Source organism: Wolbachia endosymbiont of Diaphorina citri (assembly GCF_013096535.2).
GTDB lineage: Bacteria > Pseudomonadota > Alphaproteobacteria > Rickettsiales > Anaplasmataceae > Wolbachia.
In genome coordinates this window covers 1,287,263-1,306,901 of record NZ_CP051265.2, presented here as the reverse complement: position 1 = coordinate 1,306,901, position 19,639 = coordinate 1,287,263, and the positions used below count along the sequence as shown (strand labels likewise).

At 33.9% G+C, this 19,639-nt stretch carries 17 protein-coding genes and 1 other RNA gene; 3 read left to right on the top strand and 15 right to left on the bottom strand.

Annotation, left to right across the window (positions count from 1 at the left end):
- Positions 1-50 precede the first annotated feature (50 nt).
- The 8 genes from HGO49_RS06160 to ssrA form a co-directional block, all read right to left on the bottom strand.
- Positions 51-1,265, bottom strand: coding sequence for an ankyrin repeat domain-containing protein (locus HGO49_RS06160; RefSeq protein WP_017532652.1), 1,215 nt, complete (start codon positions 1,263-1,265; stop codon positions 51-53).
- A gap of 155 nt (positions 1,266-1,420) precedes the next feature.
- Positions 1,421-2,701 (bottom strand): flavodoxin-dependent (E)-4-hydroxy-3-methylbut-2-enyl-diphosphate synthase, encoded by a 1,281-nt coding sequence (gene ispG, locus HGO49_RS06155; RefSeq protein ID WP_017532653.1) that lies wholly within the window; start codon positions 2,699-2,701, stop codon positions 1,421-1,423.
- 16 nt (positions 2,702-2,717) lie between these two features.
- On the bottom strand, positions 2,718-3,362 hold the full coding sequence (locus HGO49_RS06150) for a TRP75-related protein (protein WP_017532654.1): 645 nt from the start codon (positions 3,360-3,362) through the stop codon (positions 2,718-2,720).
- Between the two features lie 176 nt (positions 3,363-3,538).
- Positions 3,539-4,096: a hypothetical protein gene (locus HGO49_RS06145; protein WP_017532655.1), complete on the bottom strand. Its 558-nt coding sequence runs from the start codon at positions 4,094-4,096 to the stop codon at positions 3,539-3,541.
- Between the two features lie 181 nt (positions 4,097-4,277).
- Positions 4,278-6,389 (bottom strand): DNA translocase FtsK, encoded by a 2,112-nt coding sequence (locus HGO49_RS06140; RefSeq protein ID WP_017532656.1) that lies wholly within the window; start codon positions 6,387-6,389, stop codon positions 4,278-4,280.
- Positions 6,390-6,668: a YggT family protein gene (locus tag HGO49_RS06135; protein ID WP_010401649.1), complete on the bottom strand. Its 279-nt coding sequence runs from the start codon at positions 6,666-6,668 to the stop codon at positions 6,390-6,392.
- Between the two features lie 490 nt (positions 6,669-7,158).
- Positions 7,159-7,587 carry a ClpXP protease specificity-enhancing factor SspB gene (locus HGO49_RS06130; RefSeq protein ID WP_017532657.1) on the bottom strand — a complete coding sequence of 143 codons (429 nt, stop codon included), beginning with the start codon at positions 7,585-7,587 and terminating at the stop codon, positions 7,159-7,161.
- Positions 7,588-7,603: 16 nt separating this feature from the next.
- Positions 7,604-7,941: a transfer-messenger RNA gene (gene ssrA, locus HGO49_RS06125) on the bottom strand.
- 552 nt (positions 7,942-8,493) lie between these two features.
- Here ssrA and HGO49_RS06120 point away from each other — a divergent pair.
- On the top strand, positions 8,494-9,387 hold the full coding sequence (locus HGO49_RS06120; protein WP_017532659.1) for a hypothetical protein: 894 nt from the start codon (positions 8,494-8,496) through the stop codon (positions 9,385-9,387).
- 52 nt (positions 9,388-9,439) lie between these two features.
- On the opposite strand, the gene cgtA is transcribed toward HGO49_RS06120, so the two are convergent.
- The 7 genes from cgtA to HGO49_RS06080 form a co-directional block, all read right to left on the bottom strand.
- On the bottom strand, positions 9,440-10,453 hold the full coding sequence (gene cgtA / locus HGO49_RS06115) for an Obg family GTPase CgtA (RefSeq protein WP_017532660.1): 1,014 nt from the start codon (positions 10,451-10,453) through the stop codon (positions 9,440-9,442).
- The gene (gene eno / locus HGO49_RS06110) at positions 10,441-11,715 is read right to left on the bottom strand and encodes a phosphopyruvate hydratase (protein WP_017532661.1); all 1,275 of its coding nucleotides are present in this window, start codon (positions 11,713-11,715) and stop codon (positions 10,441-10,443) included. The genes cgtA and eno overlap by 13 nt, the downstream gene beginning before the upstream one ends.
- Positions 11,716-12,035: 320 nt before the next feature.
- Complete coding sequence (locus HGO49_RS06100; protein WP_017532663.1) at positions 12,036-13,034, bottom strand: recombinase zinc beta ribbon domain-containing protein; 999 nt, start codon at positions 13,032-13,034, stop codon at positions 12,036-12,038.
- A 9-nt stretch (positions 13,035-13,043) separates the two neighbouring features.
- The gene (locus HGO49_RS06095; protein WP_026092715.1) at positions 13,044-13,655 is read right to left on the bottom strand and encodes an SURF1 family protein; all 612 of its coding nucleotides are present in this window, start codon (positions 13,653-13,655) and stop codon (positions 13,044-13,046) included.
- Between the two features lies 1 nt (position 13,656).
- Positions 13,657-14,133 carry a bacterioferritin gene (gene bfr, locus HGO49_RS06090; RefSeq protein WP_017532665.1) on the bottom strand — a complete coding sequence of 159 codons (477 nt, stop codon included), beginning with the start codon at positions 14,131-14,133 and terminating at the stop codon, positions 13,657-13,659.
- Between the two features lie 53 nt (positions 14,134-14,186).
- On the bottom strand, positions 14,187-14,660 hold the full coding sequence (locus HGO49_RS06085) for an RDD family protein (protein WP_017532666.1): 474 nt from the start codon (positions 14,658-14,660) through the stop codon (positions 14,187-14,189).
- Positions 14,660-15,301: an HAD family hydrolase gene (locus HGO49_RS06080; RefSeq protein ID WP_007302658.1), complete on the bottom strand. Its 642-nt coding sequence runs from the start codon at positions 15,299-15,301 to the stop codon at positions 14,660-14,662. The genes HGO49_RS06085 and HGO49_RS06080 overlap by 1 nt, the downstream gene beginning before the upstream one ends.
- Positions 15,302-15,444: 143 nt before the next feature.
- Here HGO49_RS06080 and HGO49_RS06075 point away from each other — a divergent pair, with 143 nt between their 5' ends.
- Entirely contained in the window at positions 15,445-16,620 is a 1,176-nt protein-coding gene (locus HGO49_RS06075) for a hypothetical protein (protein ID WP_017532667.1), read from the top strand.
- 278 nt (positions 16,621-16,898) lie between these two features.
- Positions 16,899-19,628, top strand: a complete 2,730-nt coding sequence (locus tag HGO49_RS07385; protein ID WP_237398547.1) for a hypothetical protein — start codon at positions 16,899-16,901, stop codon at positions 19,626-19,628.
- Positions 19,629-19,639: the final 11 nt, after the last annotated feature.

Sequence of the window (19,639 nt, the reverse complement as noted above, 5' to 3'; positions counted from 1 at the left end):
ACTTAGGTCTGCTGGGTGCTTTTCTCTCGTCTTTACCCAGTACTAAAACTTTAGATATTATAGCCTCTTTTACTAATCTCTGGACAAGCTCTAGCTTCGGTAAACTCAGTAGAAGGTTCTTTTGCAAAAAATGCAGCATGTACAGCATTTTTAATAAAAAAACATGCAGCAAGTGCAAATATTGCTGTCGGTACATAGCGCAAAGGAGAAGCTATACTAAAAAAAGTAGCAGAAGCAACGATTAAGCAACAACAAGTCAGTATCGTTTGATCACGTAGATAACGTCTATCAACTCCACCGTACTCAGCCATCAACCTTTTAACTTTATCATTGTTACCGTATGGCAAAGTAAGCGTTTTAATCCAATTCATTATACCATTATTAATGAAATATGGAGCATACTCTATAACTCTGGAGCCATTAACCTTCTGATTAGGATCTGCACCATACTTTAGAAGCAACTCTACATATTTTTCGCGTTTATCGTTGTCAAAATTGATTGCTTGATATAATGGACGTCGACCATTTTTATCTAACATATTAGGATTAGCACCATATTTCAAAAGTATTTCCATAGTATGATCATCATCACACAAAAACGCTTCAAACAACGGATTTTTACCATTTTTATCTAACATATTAGGATCAGCACCATATTGTAACAATAACTCTACAATTCTGCTGTCATCGAGAACCATATAATAGTGTAACGAAGCTTCATTATGTAATAGCTTTATATTAGGATCAGCACCATTTTCTAAAAGAAGTCTCAAAATACTATAATTTCTTGAATCTTTAGCTTGCATTAAAGCAATAGATAATGGAAAGTAAATAAAAACAAGTTCTTCATTGATGTAATCACCAAATCTTCCATCTTTACTGCTTTTGAATTTGGAAAAAAGCTTTTCAAGAAACTTTATATCCCGATTGTAGAGAGCCCTACTTAAGTAAAACCTCAAATCTTCAGGCGAATCAATTCCATTTAAATTTCCGTCAGTTAGATTTGTCACCCCTTCTATATTTTCCTTAGTGAGAAATTCATATGCAGTAACTAGCTTTTTAAATTTCTCCTCATTTTGTTTCTTTGCAGCTTCTGAATGTTTATCAGGATGATATTTCAAAGCTAATTTTCTATACGCTGATTTAATTTCTTGTTCACTGGGCGCATCGCTTAATTCAAAACCTAATATTTTTAAAGCTTCCTTTCTACTTACAATAAATTCCCCACTGAAATATGTTAAATTAAACGTAACCCAAAATTTCAAAAAGTAAAGCTTTTATGTCAAATTGTGTCTATTTCATAACTGTACAAATATTCAAGAAATTTACTAAATAGAAAAAAGGCAAAAGGAACCCTGTTAGCTACTATCTATTAAAAGATACCATTTTTTGAATTTAATTTACAGTAAGCGTGAACCTGTCACGTGTAATGCTTCTCCACATAATCACTAATAATTTCCTTAAATTCTTCAAAAATATTATCACCTTGTAAAGTTTTGAAATATTTGCCGTCTTTGTATACTGCTGAAACAGGTTTTTCTCCATACCCAGGCAGGCTGATCCCCAAATTTGCATGTTTGCTCTCTCCAGGACCATTTACTATGCATCCCATAACAGCAACGTTCATATACTCTACACCAGGATTCTTTTTCTTCCATACCGGCATATGAGTTTTTATGTAGCCATTTACTTCCTCAGTTAATATACGAAAACGATCGCTACTTGTGCGTCCACAACCAGGACATGAACTCACCTGAGGGTTAAAGTAGCGCAAACCTATAGACTGTAATATTTCCTGACACACTACCACCTCATTAGTACGTGATTCACCAGGGCGCTGAGTTAAGGAAGCCCGGATAGTGTCTCCAATACCATTTTGCAATAAATAAGTAAGCCCTGCTGTGGTATTTACTACGCCTTTGTTACCCATACCAGCTTCGGTTAAACCCAAATGCAGCGCATAATTGGAAGATTTTGCAAGTGCCGTATAAACTAAAATTAAATCTTGCACTCTACTGACTTTACATGAAATGATTATTTTCTCTTCATTAAGGCCAATCTTTTCAGCTTTTTTTGCACTACCAAGAGCAGACATTACAAGCGCCTTACGTAATATAACATCAGAAGTTTTTGGATTACTAGACAAGGAGTTTTCATCCATTAGTTTTTGTGAAAGGTACTTATCAAGGCTACCCCAATTTACTCCGATTCTGACAGGAAGATCATGTGTTATTGCATACTCTATAATTTTTTCAAATTTTTCATCACGTTTGTCGCCAAAGCCTACATTACTCGGATTTATCCTAATTTTACCCAGCATCTTAATGTTGTCTGGATAATCCTGAACCAGCCTGTAGAGCTCATATTGTCCACAGCCTACTAATATCTTACCATCAAAGCCTTCTTTATTTATTTCCTCTACTATATAAGGTATTGCTTTTGCTACTTCCTCTGAGTTCAAAGCAATTCGTACCAACTCTGAACCTGCATGCGCTAGTTCTATTACTTCTTTTGCATATTTCTGAGCACTGCTTTTTATGTTGTCAGAATCTATATGTGCACCAAGTGCCATGGATTGAACAACTATAGGATTATTTCCACCTATCTTCACTTGTCCAACTTTTACAGTATGAGTTTTATGCCTGGAAACCGGCGATGACTCATATGCATCATCACTCAATATCAGGTTTCTATCTAGCATATTATTAATTGTGATACTATTTTAATGCATCAGCTACACTGCCAAATGAACTTGAACCATTGAAACTATAATGTGTATTAGAATCTACGTTATTCAAGTCAGTAATAGAATCATGTGAACATGTTCTTTTTGACGGAGTTTCTTTTATAGTAACATTTATAGGGGAAACTTTTTTTTCTCGTGTTGAACTAACTTTTTTCCCTTTTTGTTGTTCACTTTTATGCTGCTTACTTTCATACTGAGAAACTGGCTCTTGATCTATAAATACAGCACCCTTTAAACGTGTAAGATTAATACCATGCTGATTTATCATAGCATCCTCCCCATCTTCAACTATGCAAGCTCCCACGTTGTTTGGCTCGTTATCAAGGCTAGCAATTTTTTTTTCTTTTAATTTTTTGATTAGATCTTCTTTATTTACGTTAACATTAGTTTGACCTTGTAACTTCCTTTTCTTGAGAATCTCCCTACGCTTTTCGTATAATTTATACGACTCAGCAAATTCCTCATCTGCATGAAAATTTGTACCACCAGGGTTACCAGGAGGTATGTACCTCTTACTGAGCTTTACCTTAGACTTCGCTTCAACATTATGTACAGTAAAGAAACTAGAAACCAAAAGTATTAATATAAATAAAACTTTAGAAAAGATCTTAAGCATACTATAGTGAATATTGTGCTTTAAAAGATACCAATTAACAAACTTCAAGTAAATCAGAATCTCTACCAACTTTATAATAAAAACATCTTTCTAAAAAATTTACTACCAAAACCTACATAATCTAAAGGAAATTTAAGGTGTTACAAATTTTACGTAACACCCTTTCAAGAAGAGCATTACACTCTTCCTTGCTGTAAGTTATTATTCAGTTTTTCGGTATCATTCACATTATTAAACTTTCCGCTTGGCATATCTTGAGACAAGTCGTTTTTCTTCTCTTTATCAAGCTTAACTCCCTGATAGATACAGAATGCAACAAAACTAGTTACAGCTATTGCAGCAACAGCACTGATTATGGCACAAGTTAGTATTGCTTGTTCTTGTCCCCCTACCATGTCTGCAAATGTTTCTACTTTTTCTTCTAAGCCTGTAAATTTTTCTTGCAAGCCGCTTAAGTGCTCTTGCATAGCTTGAAACTGCTCAGTACCAATCTTGTCTTCTAATGCACCAAAAACTTTTTCAAACTGCTCAACATCTATCTTTTGAGCTTCTTGCCACTCTTTTAATGCACTAAATACCTCTTCAAACTGTTTAGCATCTATCTTTTGAGCTTCTTGCCATTCTTTTAATGCGCTAAATACTTCTTGAAACTTTTTAGCATCAATATTTTGACTTTCCTGCAATGCTGTTACATCCGATTTATCAAAACCGAATACAAATTTGGTTATACCCATTTTTAACCCCCTAGCTAATTAATATATTACTATTGTACGTTTTTAGTAGTTAATTTAGTATTAAACACTATACAACTGGGATCCAATAAGAAATATCTGGTCATGCGCTGGAACTTTTGAATTCCAGTTATGCAAGAGATCTATTGATCTTAAAATAACTTTCTTTGGTTTAAGTTAAGGGTTATTCTACCAATATCTCTCTCTTTCCTGAGTAACTCGGAGCACTGACAATACCTTCTTTCTCCATTCTTTCAACAATATTTGCAGCTCTGTTATAGCCTATTCTAAGTTGCCTTTGAATGTAACTAGTTGAAACCTTTTGATCTCTCTGAATGATGGCCACTGCTTGCTTGTATAGATCGTTCTCTTCATCTTCTGTTTCACCTTCTGATTCCGCGAAAGAATTTTCATCTTCTTGAGTGATTTCCTCCATGTAGTTTGGCTCACCTTGCGTTTTCAGATGATCAACTATATTTTGCACCTCATCATCACTTACAAATGGACCGTGCACTCGAATAATCTTACCACCAGAGGCCATATAAAGCATATCACCCATACCGAGTAACTGTTCGGCCCCTTGTTCACCAAGTATTGTACGGCTATCTATCTTAGAAGTAACAGCAAAACTAATTCTCGTTGGAAAGTTTGCTTTTATCACACCTGTTATCACATCTACAGATGGGCGTTGTGTTGCCATTATGATGTGTATTCCTGCAGCACGAGCCATCTGAGCTAAACGTTGAATAGAGCATTCTATATCTTTGCCAGCAACAAGCATTAAATCTGCCATTTCATCTACGATCACCACAATATACGGAAATGTCTCCATTTTAAGTGGTATTTTTTCAAATAAAGGTTTACCCGTTGTTGAGTTAAAGCCAATCTGTACAACGCGCTCCAACTCTATTCCGCTATTCATCGCTTCTGTAATTTTTTGATTATAGTTTATTACATTGCGCACATTTAAATATGACATCATGCGATAGCGATTTTCCATCTCTTTCACTATCCACTTAAGAGCAATAACAGCTTTTTTTGGCTCTGTTACCACTGGCGTTATTAGATGCGGTATTGCATCATATATTGAAAGCTCGAGCATTTTGGGGTCGATCATTATCATCTTGCATTCATCAGGACTTAGTCGATAAACAAGCGACAGAATCATCGTGTTAATTGCAACCGACTTACCTGACCCTGTAGTTCCGGCAACAAGCAAGTGGGGCATTTTAGTCAGATCTGCAATAACTGGTTTTCCGCTTATTTCCTTGCCAAGCGCAATTGGAAGATTTAAGTTTGCATTTTGGTATTCTGGCGATTCAAGTAAATCACGCAGCATTACAATCTCTCGCTCCTTGTTTGGCAATTCTATTCCCATGGCATTTTGTCCACGAATTATTGAAATACGTGCAGAAAGTGCACTCATTGAACGTGCAATATCATCTGCAAGACCAATCACTCTTGCAGATTTTGTACCTGCTTGTGGTTCAAGTTTGTATAAAGTCACAACCGGTCCATAACATACACTTATAATTTTTCCTTGCACGCCAAAATCACTCAGAACCTGTTCGAGCAGAGATAAATTCTTATTGCTCTCTAATGCATTCAACTGTTTTCTCTGCAAAGATTCTTCTGCTTTGGAAAGTAAGTGAATGCTTGGAAACTCAAACTCGCTAGAAGGTGGTTTAACAATTTCTTCGGCAGCTTTTTTCTTTCTTTCTTTCGGTTGTTGTTTAGTGGTTATATATTTTTCCTCTACTACTAATGGTGCTATTGAATAATCAGTAGTTTTACGTAACCTGAAAAACAGAACCTTTGTAAAAAGGGAAAATATTTTTTTACATAGGAAAAGCAAAGAATAAACCGTTCTCTTCCAACCAATCAATCCTACAATACCTATTGATGCTACTACTGTGAATATGTAAAACGGGCAGTGGTCAATTAGAGCATTACCGACTATTCCACCGTGCATGTATCTAGCAGTAATGCCAAGCGAAAGTTGCGACAATATAGCATATATTGCTACATTGATTAACGTTAGGTAGATAATTTTCAGCAATGATGCTCTGAAAATTAAAAAGTAAACTATGGTTGTAGCTATTGTAATACTAGCGAGTCCAAGAAATTGAACCAATATATCAGCTAAATATGAACCTACTACTCCGCCCAAATTTGTTACTTCCTGATTTGTAGCTGTATTTAAGGATGGATCTTTATAATTATAGCTAAAAACCGATATATATATATACATTAAGAGTAACAGGTATATCGCTGATTTTAGCTGTTTTTTTAACATCTACTTAAAGTAATAAGTAATTGTATATTTTACAAAGTGAATTGCTATTATCAATATCATCACGGATAAATCTAATCCATTGAACGGTTGTATATACCTTCTGATAACCTTTAGTGGAGGATGGGTAAGTCGGTTTAAAGTTTGCATTATGTTGCTTACAACTTCATTATACATGTTCACTACATTCAATTTAATCAACAAATCGAGAACAACTGAGCATATTAGAATGAAGCTGTAAAGATCAAGTAGCAGGTTAAGTAAGTATATGATTGGATGCATATTACTAATTTATACTAAAGTCTATTATGTGTAGTGATATATATAAAATCAAGCCTCACAATAATTTTTATGCTGAAATAGATATAAACAATAAGCTATAAGATATTATACCCTTTGATTCCACGTGGATAAAAAACTTATTGATAAATTAACGGAGAGATGTGTACTGTATGAATAGCTTTTTGATCATGTTTATTACATGCAGGATAAGTGTTCAGGTACGTATGAAACCAGCGCTTCTTTTCTTGTCACCTCTTGTTACCTAAATAGCCTCTGTTCAAGTAGCCCCTTTGTTGTCATCCCAGTGCCCAGACACTGGGATCCAGATTGGCACTAAGTTGGTAAACATGAAAGCGCTTTATAACGTTTTTTATGTGAAAGCTAATGTCAGCTACTCAAATGATACCATTTGTTATAAACTCACTTTTACTCTATGGCCTTGTCGATATCCTGAACAGATACAATATTTTTTATTTATAAAATGAAGTAACTACTTATCGTAAAGTTGATCTATAGATATAATACTACCATTTGATGACTTTTCAGCACATTTCTCACTTTCATATTCTTTATCAGAATCAACGCTAAATACTAAAGTATCTCCTGAAATTTTATCATGAAACTCACTAATAGCAAAAAACGGTACAGTGACTTGTTCTTGTTTTCCACGAAAGCTCAAACTGACGCTAAACTTATCTTCAAGAACTTTTAGACCATAAAATTGGTGCTGTAATATAATAAGCATTTGAGTAGGGTATGATTCTTTCAAGTAATCTGGTATGACAACACCGTTAAATCGCGTAAAAAACAGTATCTCTAAGTGAGGAGTAAAATCATTATCTAATATAGTATTCAAAGCCTTTTTGATAACTTGAAATTTAGCATAACTAAGCGACTTCTGATAATCTGTTTTATCCATATAACCCTTACATGTTTGGGGGAACTTCTGTTACCCGGCGTTCCCTAAACCGTGCTTATAGCAATGAAGTTATAGTGCCTAAATTAAGCAGCTAATGCAACATTGTCTTCAGCAGCAAAGTTATCGTTTGCATCTAAATTGTGAACTCTTAGCGGTGGTATCTAACCGAGCAAAGCTACCATCTTTACTATGCATGTCGATCCTTACTCGCCCCCGTATCAATCAAAAAATATGGTGGAGGCGCCGAGTACTGCCCTCGGGTCCAATACACCTATTACAAGGTAATTTTATTGCCATAGTGTATAAAAAATACACATGTTTATTATACAGTAGTATTGAATAAATGTCAAGTTACTAAACACCAAATCGGCTCTTAGCTAAAAAACTAATATAAAAATTACTTCGCCTATTTATCTAATCTTAGTATAATCACAGTAGAGGTATTTTTAGAGCTCAAAATCTATCTTCGTCTGCAGACTTTTTTATCAAATAATCAAACTCAGTGAAGAATGTAGCGTATCTTCTTCAGCGCATATGGGTGCACACATATGCTTAATCTCTGTCGTATGTGCGTTACATTTTTTCTGAATCTTTTCTACGATGAGAATAAATTTAGCTCTTTTTGCAGCTGTATATATTTTAATTAGCAATAAAATAGACATAAGGTTTTTATAGCACAAATGCTTTTGATAAAAGCTTTTTAAGCATCTAGTTCTATTTCTTATACAAAGGAATTTAATTTATTAATAATATTTCTATTGATATTTACTACTACATATAGTATAATAAATTAATTTTTAGTATTAAAATATTAATATAAAGAAAAGTATAGAGATCTTTAACAAAAGTAATACTAATCTTCTGGTTATTTCAACAATAGCTGGTATAGCTTTCATAGCATCAATAATGTCTCTGATTATTGCCTTAAGGTTAACGTTACCTACAATCATTAGTCTATGTGTTGTTGCTCTATTATCTGCTGTGGTTGGTATTTTTTCAATGTATTATGCTATTAGAAACAACATTAACAGATTGGGAAATGTGCTTGATATAAACAATCTCTATGCAAAGAAAGTAGATGTAAAATTCTCACAACTTGACATAATGAATATAATCTGTAACCATAAATATTCCCTAACTGCAAAAATTCAAAAAGAGTACGATGGGTTATGTGATATACTTTGCAATTATGTTACTGAACACGATTTACTATTTGATATAGGTTCATCACAAAAACTTACAGAAAAAAGTAGATATAAAAATATTCTCAGTGAGTTAGAAGCACACACAGTACATTCACACATATTAAAAGCCTCATCCTTAATTGAAAAAATATTGGTATTTTTATTTGGAATTTATCCTTGTAACATATTAACATACCCTCATCAACTAAAAATAATCAATTATAATAGTAGCAGTGGATCTTATTGTATAAAAAAAGAAATACTTGAAAAAGATATTAATAGTATTGGTTCCGGAAATTATATCAAGTTCTGCACTTTTAAAAGAACACCAACTCAATTTCACGGTCATTCTATGTTAATAAGGAAGAATGGAAATGATGATTTTACATTTTTTGACCCTAATGATGGTATTAGATTTAACCTTACACTAAGTGAATTAGTAGCAGTTCTAAATAAAAAAATGTTCGATCATAAAAAAATGTGGTCTCATAATGATGTTGCTTTTATTGACAATACGAAGTTCTTAAAGAAAATTCAAAGCTACCCAAGCCAAGAATTGACACCTACAAATGTGAATATAGCTAAAGATGGGATCAAGGTCAATTGCAGTGTTTAATATACTGAAAGAATCGGATTTACCTTAAGTGACCAACTGTTAAATAAAAAATTCATGTCTTAAAAGGATCATATACATTAATTTCCTTAATTTTCACTTTTTCATTTAACAACCTCAGAATGGGCTGTAAATCATCGTCGATTGATAAACACAGTACTTCTCTATCAAGATAATTGGCTAAATGATTCTTCTTCTCAAGAATTTCTGCTTCCTCCAATAAGTCGCATTTGTTTAACACAACAGTTTCTTCCTTCTTGATAAGGTCGCTATTGTAAAGCTTCAGTTCATTATGTGTACAATTATAAGCTGAAATAATGTCATCGTGAGTTACATCAATTAAATGCAGTAAAATTTTGCACCTTTCTATGTGCCTTAAAAATTTGTGTCCGAGCCCAACTCCAAGATGAGCATCAGCGATTATTCCAGGAATATCTGCTATCACAATTTCGCTATAATCCACTTTTGCTACACCTAAATGTGGTCTTATAGTAGTAAATTCATAATCGCCTACTTTCGTATCAGAATTTGAGCAGCGGGTTAAAAATTTAGATTTACCTGCATTTGGCATACCAATAATGCCAACATCCGATAAAACTTTTAGCTTCAATATTATATTTCTTTCTTCGCCAGGCTGACCATGAGTAAAATGTCTTGGTGCCCTATTAGTAGCAGATTTAAAGTTAGTATTTCCAAGCCCACCTTTTCCACCTTTCACTACTTGAAATTCCATGTCAGGTTTATCAAGATCTACTATTATTTCCTCACTTTCTTCATCGATTATTTGTGTACCAACTGGAACTTTAAGTATAATATCTTTTCCTGCTGTGCCAGATTTATCTCTACTCGTACCACTTTTTCCACTACTCGCTTTAATATGTCTTCGACAACGAAAATTAAGCAAAGTGTTGAGATTTGCATCACTGATGAAAATTATGTCTCCTCCCCTGCCCCCATTACCACCGTTTGGGCCACCAAATTCAACGAATTTTTCTCGACGAAAACTCGCGCAGCCATCGCCACCATCACCTGCTTTTAAATATAATTTAACTTCGTCTATGAAATCCATGCTAACCCGCGATAATATTTAGCATTTTCTCCTAATGAACTTTCTATTCTCATCAATTCATTATACTTTGCAAGCCTATCAGAACGCGACAGCGAGCCAGTCTTTATTTGCCCACAATTCGACGCAACTGATATGTGGGATATCGTTGTATCTTCTGTTTCACCTGAGCGGTGAGAAATAATAGCCCTATAGCCATTTGATTTTGCCATTTCAATAGCAGCAAAAGTTTCCGTAAGTGTTCCTATCTGGTTTGGCTTGATTAGTACAGCATTTGCCATTTTCTCCTCTATTCCTTTACTTATTAGTTCACAATTTGTAACAAATAAATCATCTCCAACCAATTGAACTTTATTCCCAAGTTTTACAGTAAGTAATTTCCAACCTTCATAGTCGTCTTCATTCATTGCATCTTCTATAGAAATTATTGGATATTTGCCTACAAGGTCAAAATAATACTGAACCAATTCCTCTGAAGTGAGTTCTCTGTTTTCAAATTTATAAACTCCATCTTCATAAAAAGTAGATGCAGCAACATCAAGACCAAGTGCAAAGTGATTTTGCATTAAATAACCAGCAGATTCCACAGCCTGAATTATCAGATTAAGAGCTTCTTCAGTGCTTCCAATGTTTGGTGCAAAACCACCTTCATCTCCTACGTTTGTGCTATAACCTTTTTTCTTAAGAATGCTGCGTAAGTTATGAAATACCTCTGCAGATATTCTGATTGCTTCACTGAAAGTCTCAGCACCGACCGGAAGAATCATGAACTCCTGAAAGTCGAGTTTATTATCCGCATGTACTCCGCCATTAATTACGTTAATGAGTGGAACTGGCATCTGCTCTTCCCCCACTCCCAAATACTTATATAACGGCATTTTAAAGCTGTTTGCTGCTGCTTTTGCAACAGCAAGAGATATACCTAAAACTGCATTTGCTCCAAGCTTAGATTTATTTTTTGTTCCATCCAGTTCAATTAATGCTTTATCAATCGCATTTTGATCTGTTGCATCCATGCCGATGATTTCATTCGCTATTACTCCATTTACAGCTTGAACAGCTTTCAGCACTCCTTTACCACAATACCTTTTTTCATCCTGATCTCTCAGCTCCAATGCTTCTAGTTTACCGGTCGAAGCCCCAGAAGGGACAGCGGCTCTACCTGTTGCTCCATCACATAGTTCTATTTCTACCTCAATTGTTGGGTAACCCCTGCTATCTAAAATTTCTCTTGCAAATACACTGCTAATTGTCTTTTTCATCATGCTAAACCTCTACTAGATTCACAATTGTGTGCACGTTCGGGAAATGTCACCCCAGCGCTGTAACATTTCAGTGTATGAACATTGCAATATACAGGTAATTTGAGTAGCGGATGGTCAGTGCTTGACACTGGAATCCAGTTTTTATTATACAGCCACTTATTTAAAGTTAAGTTTTCTGGATCCCAGTGTCTGGGCACTGGGATGACACCATTCTTAATGGAACCTATCCCCATATCACAATGTCTGTACAGTTGTTTGCCTAGACACTGGGATCCAGTTTTACTACACAATTTTATCATATAAATCACCAATGCTTAAGTTTATTTTACTAGCAGCAGCTTTGCAGCTTCTCTTGCTAGTTTAGCTATATTACTACCAGCACCAATAAATAATACTACATCTCCTGAACTTGTCGAATTACTAATAAAATGTGAAATGAGTAAAGTATTATTCATAATCTTCACATCATTAAACCCATTACTGATCAAGGCTTTTTGTATATCATCAATTCCACAGCCAGGAATAGGCTTATCTTCTGGAGGATGGACAGGAGTGAGAATTACATAATCAAACATCATGAAAATTCGTACGAACTCATCAAAAAAATTACGAATACGAGCAAAACGAAGCGGCTCGATAATTCCTATTACCTTTCTTTTAGCAATCGAACGTGCTGCTGCCAGGGTTGCCTGTATTTCATTTGGGTGGTGAGCATAATCCTCAATTAACTTAACACCTTTAATATCGGCAATTAAAGAAAATCTCCTTGCTACTCCTTTAAATTCCAAAAGACCTTTTTTAATCTCTTCATCACTAATTCCAAGTTTCACTGCAGCTGATATTGCAGCCAGGGCGTTGCTAACTTTATGCATTCCTATTGCATTTGATAGCACTACATTCTTTATAATTCTGGTACAAGGTTGAATATCTTCTTTTTGTCCTTCGAGAGCGAGTTCTTTTAATTGAAACACTATATGTACATTATCATCATCAATTTCAATGCGTTGAACTAATTTTCTAATTATATTAAGTTTAGTCTCCCAATCTGCCTCTGATAAATCACACTTTTCCTTCGTTATGTGCTCTCTTACCATCTTAACTTCTTCCCATACTACCTCTTCTAGTATATCCGCGCGTATTGATTTGCTGTTACATTCACCAAAACGTTTTCCAGGACAACGATAGTAACTTCTTCCTCCCTTAGCATTACTCATTCCATAATAAACGGATTTGCAACACTGACATATCACTAACCCTTGTAATAAGTATTTTCTTCCACTTTGTTGCATTTTTTCTATTTGTAGCTTTTCTTTTTCCACACTGTATCTCTACGACTTATATCTATTTTGCCTATAGTAAAATATACACATAATTAGCCAAATAAAGGAAAGTGCAAACCAAGTAATTGCATATTCCCAATGCTTAATTGGCTGTATAGTCAATTTGCCACCAAAATTGTCTTTCCACAATATACATTTTTCTAGCTTAATACCTAGATCATTGGAGATTTCTTCTGTACTTAAGGTAAACCACGTATTTGAAGCAATATCATTTTTGATAAACCAATTTTTGCTACCATCACAATATAAAACTCCACTTAAAGCTACTTTTTCAATTTTTGCTTTTTCTTCTTTTTTTTCTCTAACTATTCCTTTATTCACTAACATGTAATTTCCAGTGGTAAGCAACATAGGAGACAGCACATGATAGCCACGTTGACCTGCGAAAACATATAGTTCTATATCACTTAAAATTCCGTCGATTTTAACGTTTCTGTAGTTAAACTTTGAAAGATTATCACTAGGCAGTAGATGAATAACTGGAAGATCCATATTTTTGATAATATTATTCTTCCAGCTCAATCTAAATAACTGCCATAACCCGAGTGAAAAAAGAAGTAAAAAAGGTATAATGAAAATAAATACTGTTTTTCTTAACACTCTATATTTGTGTTCTCAAGTAATTTTCAATACCCATAAGCTCAATAAGGTCAACCTGTTCTTTGATCCAATGTAAGTGCTCTTCCTCATTTTTCAGTAGTCCTTCTAATAACATTACACTCACGAAATCCTTTTCTTTTTCAGCAACGGAAATTGCCTCTTTGATGCCCTTGATACCTTCTTCTTCTAAGTTAGAATTATCTTCTAAGATTTTCTGCATTGTATCTTTTGTGAACTTTCCTTCATACTTTGAGATTTTATTTGTATCTTGAAAATTTGGCATGCCCTTAAGCAGTAAAATTCTTTCTGCCAACCTATTTGCATGCTCAAGTTCTTCATTAAGCTCCTTTCTCATCTTTTCTGCAAGTTTATTGATTCCACTATTTTTAAGAATCGCAGAATGCAAAAGGTACTGACGCACGGAAGTTAATTCATGAGTCAATAATTTATTCAAATGTTCTACTATTTCTTTATTCATAAACTTCCTTTATCTAATATACCAATGTAATCTACATAACAATCAAGGCAACATCAATTCATTTTTCTCACAACAATCGTATCAAATAGCACATCATGAAATGCCTGTTTCCTCTGAGAGAAGCAAGCAACTAAATACCAACTGAAGGTAAGCATCACTATAATCACTTCTAGTGTACTTAAAGCATTTACTGATGTTTGAAAAAGTTTGATAAAGGTGATAATTGAATTATTTAGCATAGGAAGAAAAAACTGAGAGATAGTGCGATCAAATGCTAAGCTCAAACCTATTTTAGAACTATCTAAAGTGATAGTATATATATTCATTAACTGTTGACCAGGAGTTGCTTGAGCTGTTGAAGATATAAAATATGTAAAGTAGCCACAATTTATACACATGCATGACAGGTGTAAAATTAATGAAAAATCCCCTAATGACAACACAATTAGTAAGGTTGGAATTAATAAAATTGCTACATCTATTAAATATGCGCAAAAGCGCCTGTGTACACTAGCGATCTCTGTCATTACCACCTATCTTTCAAATACTTTACTATGAATTCTGTAAGTTTATTAAAATGTTGAAAATATAACAAATCTTCATAACCTCTTATTGATTGTCCGTATACAATAGGTAAGCAATTTGCATTTTGTGCACATAGAATGTCTGTGATGCTGTCACCAACAAAAAACACATTTTCTCTATTTACAGGTAGCGTACTCTCCTCTAGTGCAAATAGCAGTGGAGTTGCAGATGGTTTATCTTCTGCAGTATCACATGATCCAACTATTCTTTCAAAGTAAGAATCTAGTTTAAAGTAGGCAACTTCTTGACGTAAATTAGTATTTTTCTTATTGCTAACTATCGCTAGGTAAATATTGTGGCTTTTCAGCGTCTGGAGCATTCCCTCTACTCCCTCGTTCAGAGTAATATTTTGTAACAGTGCACTATCTAGGTATTTTTGATATATCTGGTTCGCTTTTTTCCACTGATCACCAAACAAATTGACCATGTAGCTCTTTCTTGATTCATGAGAATTTCTATCAACAACTTTACTGCCAGATCCCATCAAATCTAAAGTATGCTTAATAGCATTAGAAATATTATCTTGAGTGTCAACTAAGGTATTATCCCAATCGAATACTACTGCTAACGGGCTATTTTTCATTTTTATATTGTGACGTATTTTAAGTTAATAAGTAAATGATATTTTGATGAAAAAAGCATAAATGAGGTGCTCCTTGTGTCTTAACCATTTTTACATAATTAACTAATATACTGATTTTAGTATAAGCTTTTATTTAGTTGGGTATGACACAGCTTAAAGATACACAAGATATTGAGAAGAAATTCAAGGATGTCTTTGCTGGTGCTTTTCCAGAAGGTACGTCGCTGGAAGATAAAGTGAAGATTATCAATGATTTCCGCCAGGAACTTAAAGCTTACAAAAGGCAAGTAACCAAAGAAAATCCCGGGAAAAGGTTAAAAGATATTTCTGCAGCAGATAATTCTTCACTGGGAGATAAAATCAAGACTATTGCAAAATTAAATCGTAGTCTTAGAGATCGAATGAACCGTGCAGCTAAAAAAGTAGCTAAAGATTTTGAAAAGATCGTCGAATTGAATCGGGAACTTAAAGATGTTTTTCCAGAAAATTCTTCATTGGAAGATAAAGTAAAAATTATTGTTGAATTGCACCGGGAGCTTAAAGCTCAAAAAGGGCGTAAAGATGAAGTGAAGATTATTAAAAAATTGATTCATAATCTTGAAGGTCGAATGGATCGTGCAGACAAAAAAATAGCTGAAGATTTTAAAAAGATTGCTGGATTTAAACAAAAATTCGAAGGAAAAGACGTTTTTACAAGTAAAAAAGTTGCAGAGTTTGAAAGTAATAAAAAATCTCAAACTACATTAGAAGGCAAAATTTCTGATCAAAATAAACAAGAAAAGATTTCTGTACAAACAGACAAAATTCGTGACTCAGTTAGCGAAACAAATACTTCTGGAAGATCCGTTTCAGAAAATAAAAACTTTCAACAAGAAAAGATTTCTGTTCAAACAGATACAGTACAACCTTCAGTAAGCAAAGATCCTATAAAAGATAAACCGAGCAACAAAAAGCCTGAAATTTCATTAAAACAAGTCTCAGTGGATAGGAATACTACAGAAAAAAAATCTAATAATAAAAAATCTCAGTTGAGTGAAAAGAAAAATATAGCTCAACCGAAAGAAAATCAAAAAGAAGAAGGCTTTTTGGTACGTTTTCTGAAGAAAATATTCAAAAAACTTTTTGGTGAAGATAAAAAGAGTGTAGAGGATAGAAAAGGCACTACTCAAAAAAGCACTTCAAACGATGAAGGGCAACAACAAAATAAGCTCCTTTCAAATCAAGACCAAAGCGCAAGTGAAGGTTTAAAGCAAATTGATAATCCATTGGTAACTCCTGTCACAAAAGTAGAAAAAACAAAGACAGACCATGAAAGATAATTCGCCTTAGATTTCTTGCATAGTCTGGGGTCCAATTTGTCATCCTATGATAGGATCCAATCTAAAAATCTAGTCACGCGCTAACTTAAATTATTTATAAAATTTGTTCCGGTAAACCTAATTTGGGTTAGCTATAGAAAGCAAAACAGACACAAATCAGGAAAAAAATTAATAGAATTCCTGTTTTTATAATAAAAATAATTAATTTTTCAATATTTATATTGATTTTCTCATAAAAGTTAATATAATATATATTAATTAATAATAGTGGTAAAGAAATGCATAGTAGTATAAGCGACAAAGTAGTGAAAAATTTAAACAAGTTAGCTTGTCGTAACCAAAGAAGGAAATTTAGAGAGGTATTTCATAACCTTAGCGCCAACCATAAAATAGAATATATAGAGCATGTAAAAGCAAAGCCTCAAGGCTCTAAAGCTATGTCCGGCATACTAAATTCACTAGACAAGAAAGAAGCACTTTTAATCTTTAATCAGTTGCCTCAAGAGTTTGCTTTCAATACACTCGATTGTATTTATCCCACATATACTTTATTTAAAACTCTATTTGGTAAATTAGATAAAAATCAATATATAGAGCATGTAAAAGCAAAGCCTCAAGGCTCTAAAGCTATGTCCGGCATACTAAATTCACTAGACAAGAAAGAAGCACTTTTAATCTTTAATCAGTTGCCTCAAGAGTTTGCTTTCAATACACTCGATTGTATTAATCCCTCATCTACTTTATTTAAAACTCTATTTGGTAAATTAGATAAAAATCAATATATAGAGCATGTAAAAGCAAAGCCTCAAGGCTCTAAAGCTATGTCCGGCATACTAAATTCACTAGACAAGAAAGAAGCACTTTCTATCTTTAATCAGTTGCCTCAAGAGTTTGCTTTCAATACACTCGATTGTATTTATCCCACATCTACTTTATTTAAAACTCTATTTGGTAAATTAGATAAAAATCAATATATAGAGCATGTAAAAGCAAAGCCTCAAGGCTCTAAAGCTATGTCCGGCATACTAAATGCTCTAAAGAAGGAAGATGCATCTAGACTCTTTAATCAGTTACCTCAAGAGTTTGCTTTCAATACACTCGATTGTATTAATCCCTCATCTACTTTATTTAAAACTCTATTTGGTAAATTAGATAAAAATCAATATATAGAGCATGTAAAAGCAAAGCCTCAAGGCTCTAAAGCTATGTCCGGCATACTAAATTCACTAGACAAGAAAGAAGCACTTTTAATCTTTAATCAGTTGCCTCAAGAGTTTGCTTTCAATACACTCGATTGTATTAATCCCACATCTACTTTATTTAAAACTCTATTTGGTAAATTAGATAAAAATCAATATATAGAGCATGTAAAAGCAAAGCCTCAAGGCTCTAAAGCTATGTCCGGCATACTAAATTCACTAGACGAGAAAGATACACTTTTAATCTTTAATCAGTTGCCTCAAGAGTTTGCTTTCAATACACTCGATTGTATTAATCCCTCATCTACTTTATTTAAAACTCTATTTGGTAAATTAGATAAAAATCAATATATAGAGCATGTAAAAGCAAAGCCTCAAGGCTCTAAAGCTATGTCCGGCATACTAAATGCTCTAAAGAAGGAAGATGCATCTAGACTCTTTAATCAGTTACCTCAAGAGTTTGCTTTCAATACACTCGATTGTATTAATCCCACATCTACTTTATTTAAAACTCTATTTGGTAAATTAGATAAAAATCAATATATAGAGCATGTAAAAGCAAAGCCTCAAGGCTCTAAAGCTATGTCCGGCATACTAAATTCACTAGACAAGAAAGAAGCACTTTTAATCTTTAATCAGTTGCCTCAAGAGTTTGCTTTCAATACACTCGATTGTATTTATCCCACATCTACTTTATTTAAAACTCTACTTTATCAACTAGACCCTCAGCAAAAAGAAGATTATAGAGTACATTTGAAGACAAAATCAACTTTCAAAGCTAAGTATACCCTAAGGAAATTTTATTTAAATAATAAAGAGAGTGTAAACAATTTAAGCACTGAAAACTCCAATGAACCGTTAGTACAAAACAGAGATGATTTGCCAGCAGCAAATTTCTCTCCTATATCTCCTGCGTTCGAGGAAACAGTTGTTGAACATTCATTTGATACTAGAGTAGAACTTTCTTCTGACAAAGAGAATCAATCATGTAGCCAAACAGTAATTCCATTTCCAGGTTTTGCTGAATTCGATAATCAATTCCGCAATACTGTAACAGAAAATTCAACGGTGAGTAGTAGTTTAACGTCGAATGAGAATATATCAGATAGCCTAGAAGGTGAGCAATTATCCCCAGAGTCTTATTATAACTATTTGATAAATGGAGTAACTAGTCTGCAATCCTCAATTGTGGATGATTTGCCAGAGTTAAATTTATCTCCTATATCTCCTGCATTCGAGGAAACAGTTGTTGAACATACATTTGATAGTAGACCAGACTTTTCTTATGAAAATGAACCGTTAGTACACAAAAGAAAGAGAGATGATCTGAATGAATTTTCAGAGCCAAGTTTAGAAAATTTTCTTCCAAGTTTTGCTACATTAGAACAAATAGTTGCTGAACGTGAGTTTGATAATGGAATAGACGAAATATCTACAGTGGAGCCACCAGCAAAGCGCCAGTGCATATCAGTACCTCCATTTGAGGGTTTTGCTGAATTCCATAATCAATTCTGCAATATAGTACCAGAAGATTCAATAGTTAATGATAGTGCAGTACCAGAAGAACATACTAGCCTGGAAGGTGAGCTAACTTTCCTATACTCTCAAATAAATGTCGGAGAGCCATTAACTAGTCTGCAATCCTCAAATGTGAATCCATTGCCAGAGTTCAGTTTCTCTCTAAGCTCTGTTACGCTAGATGAGATGGTTAAAAGATATGGCTTTAATCGCAATGACCACGCTCTAAGTGATTTAGAAGAGGTATATGTAGAGCAACCAGCAAAATTCCATACATATTACCACAATTAACTAGGGACAAA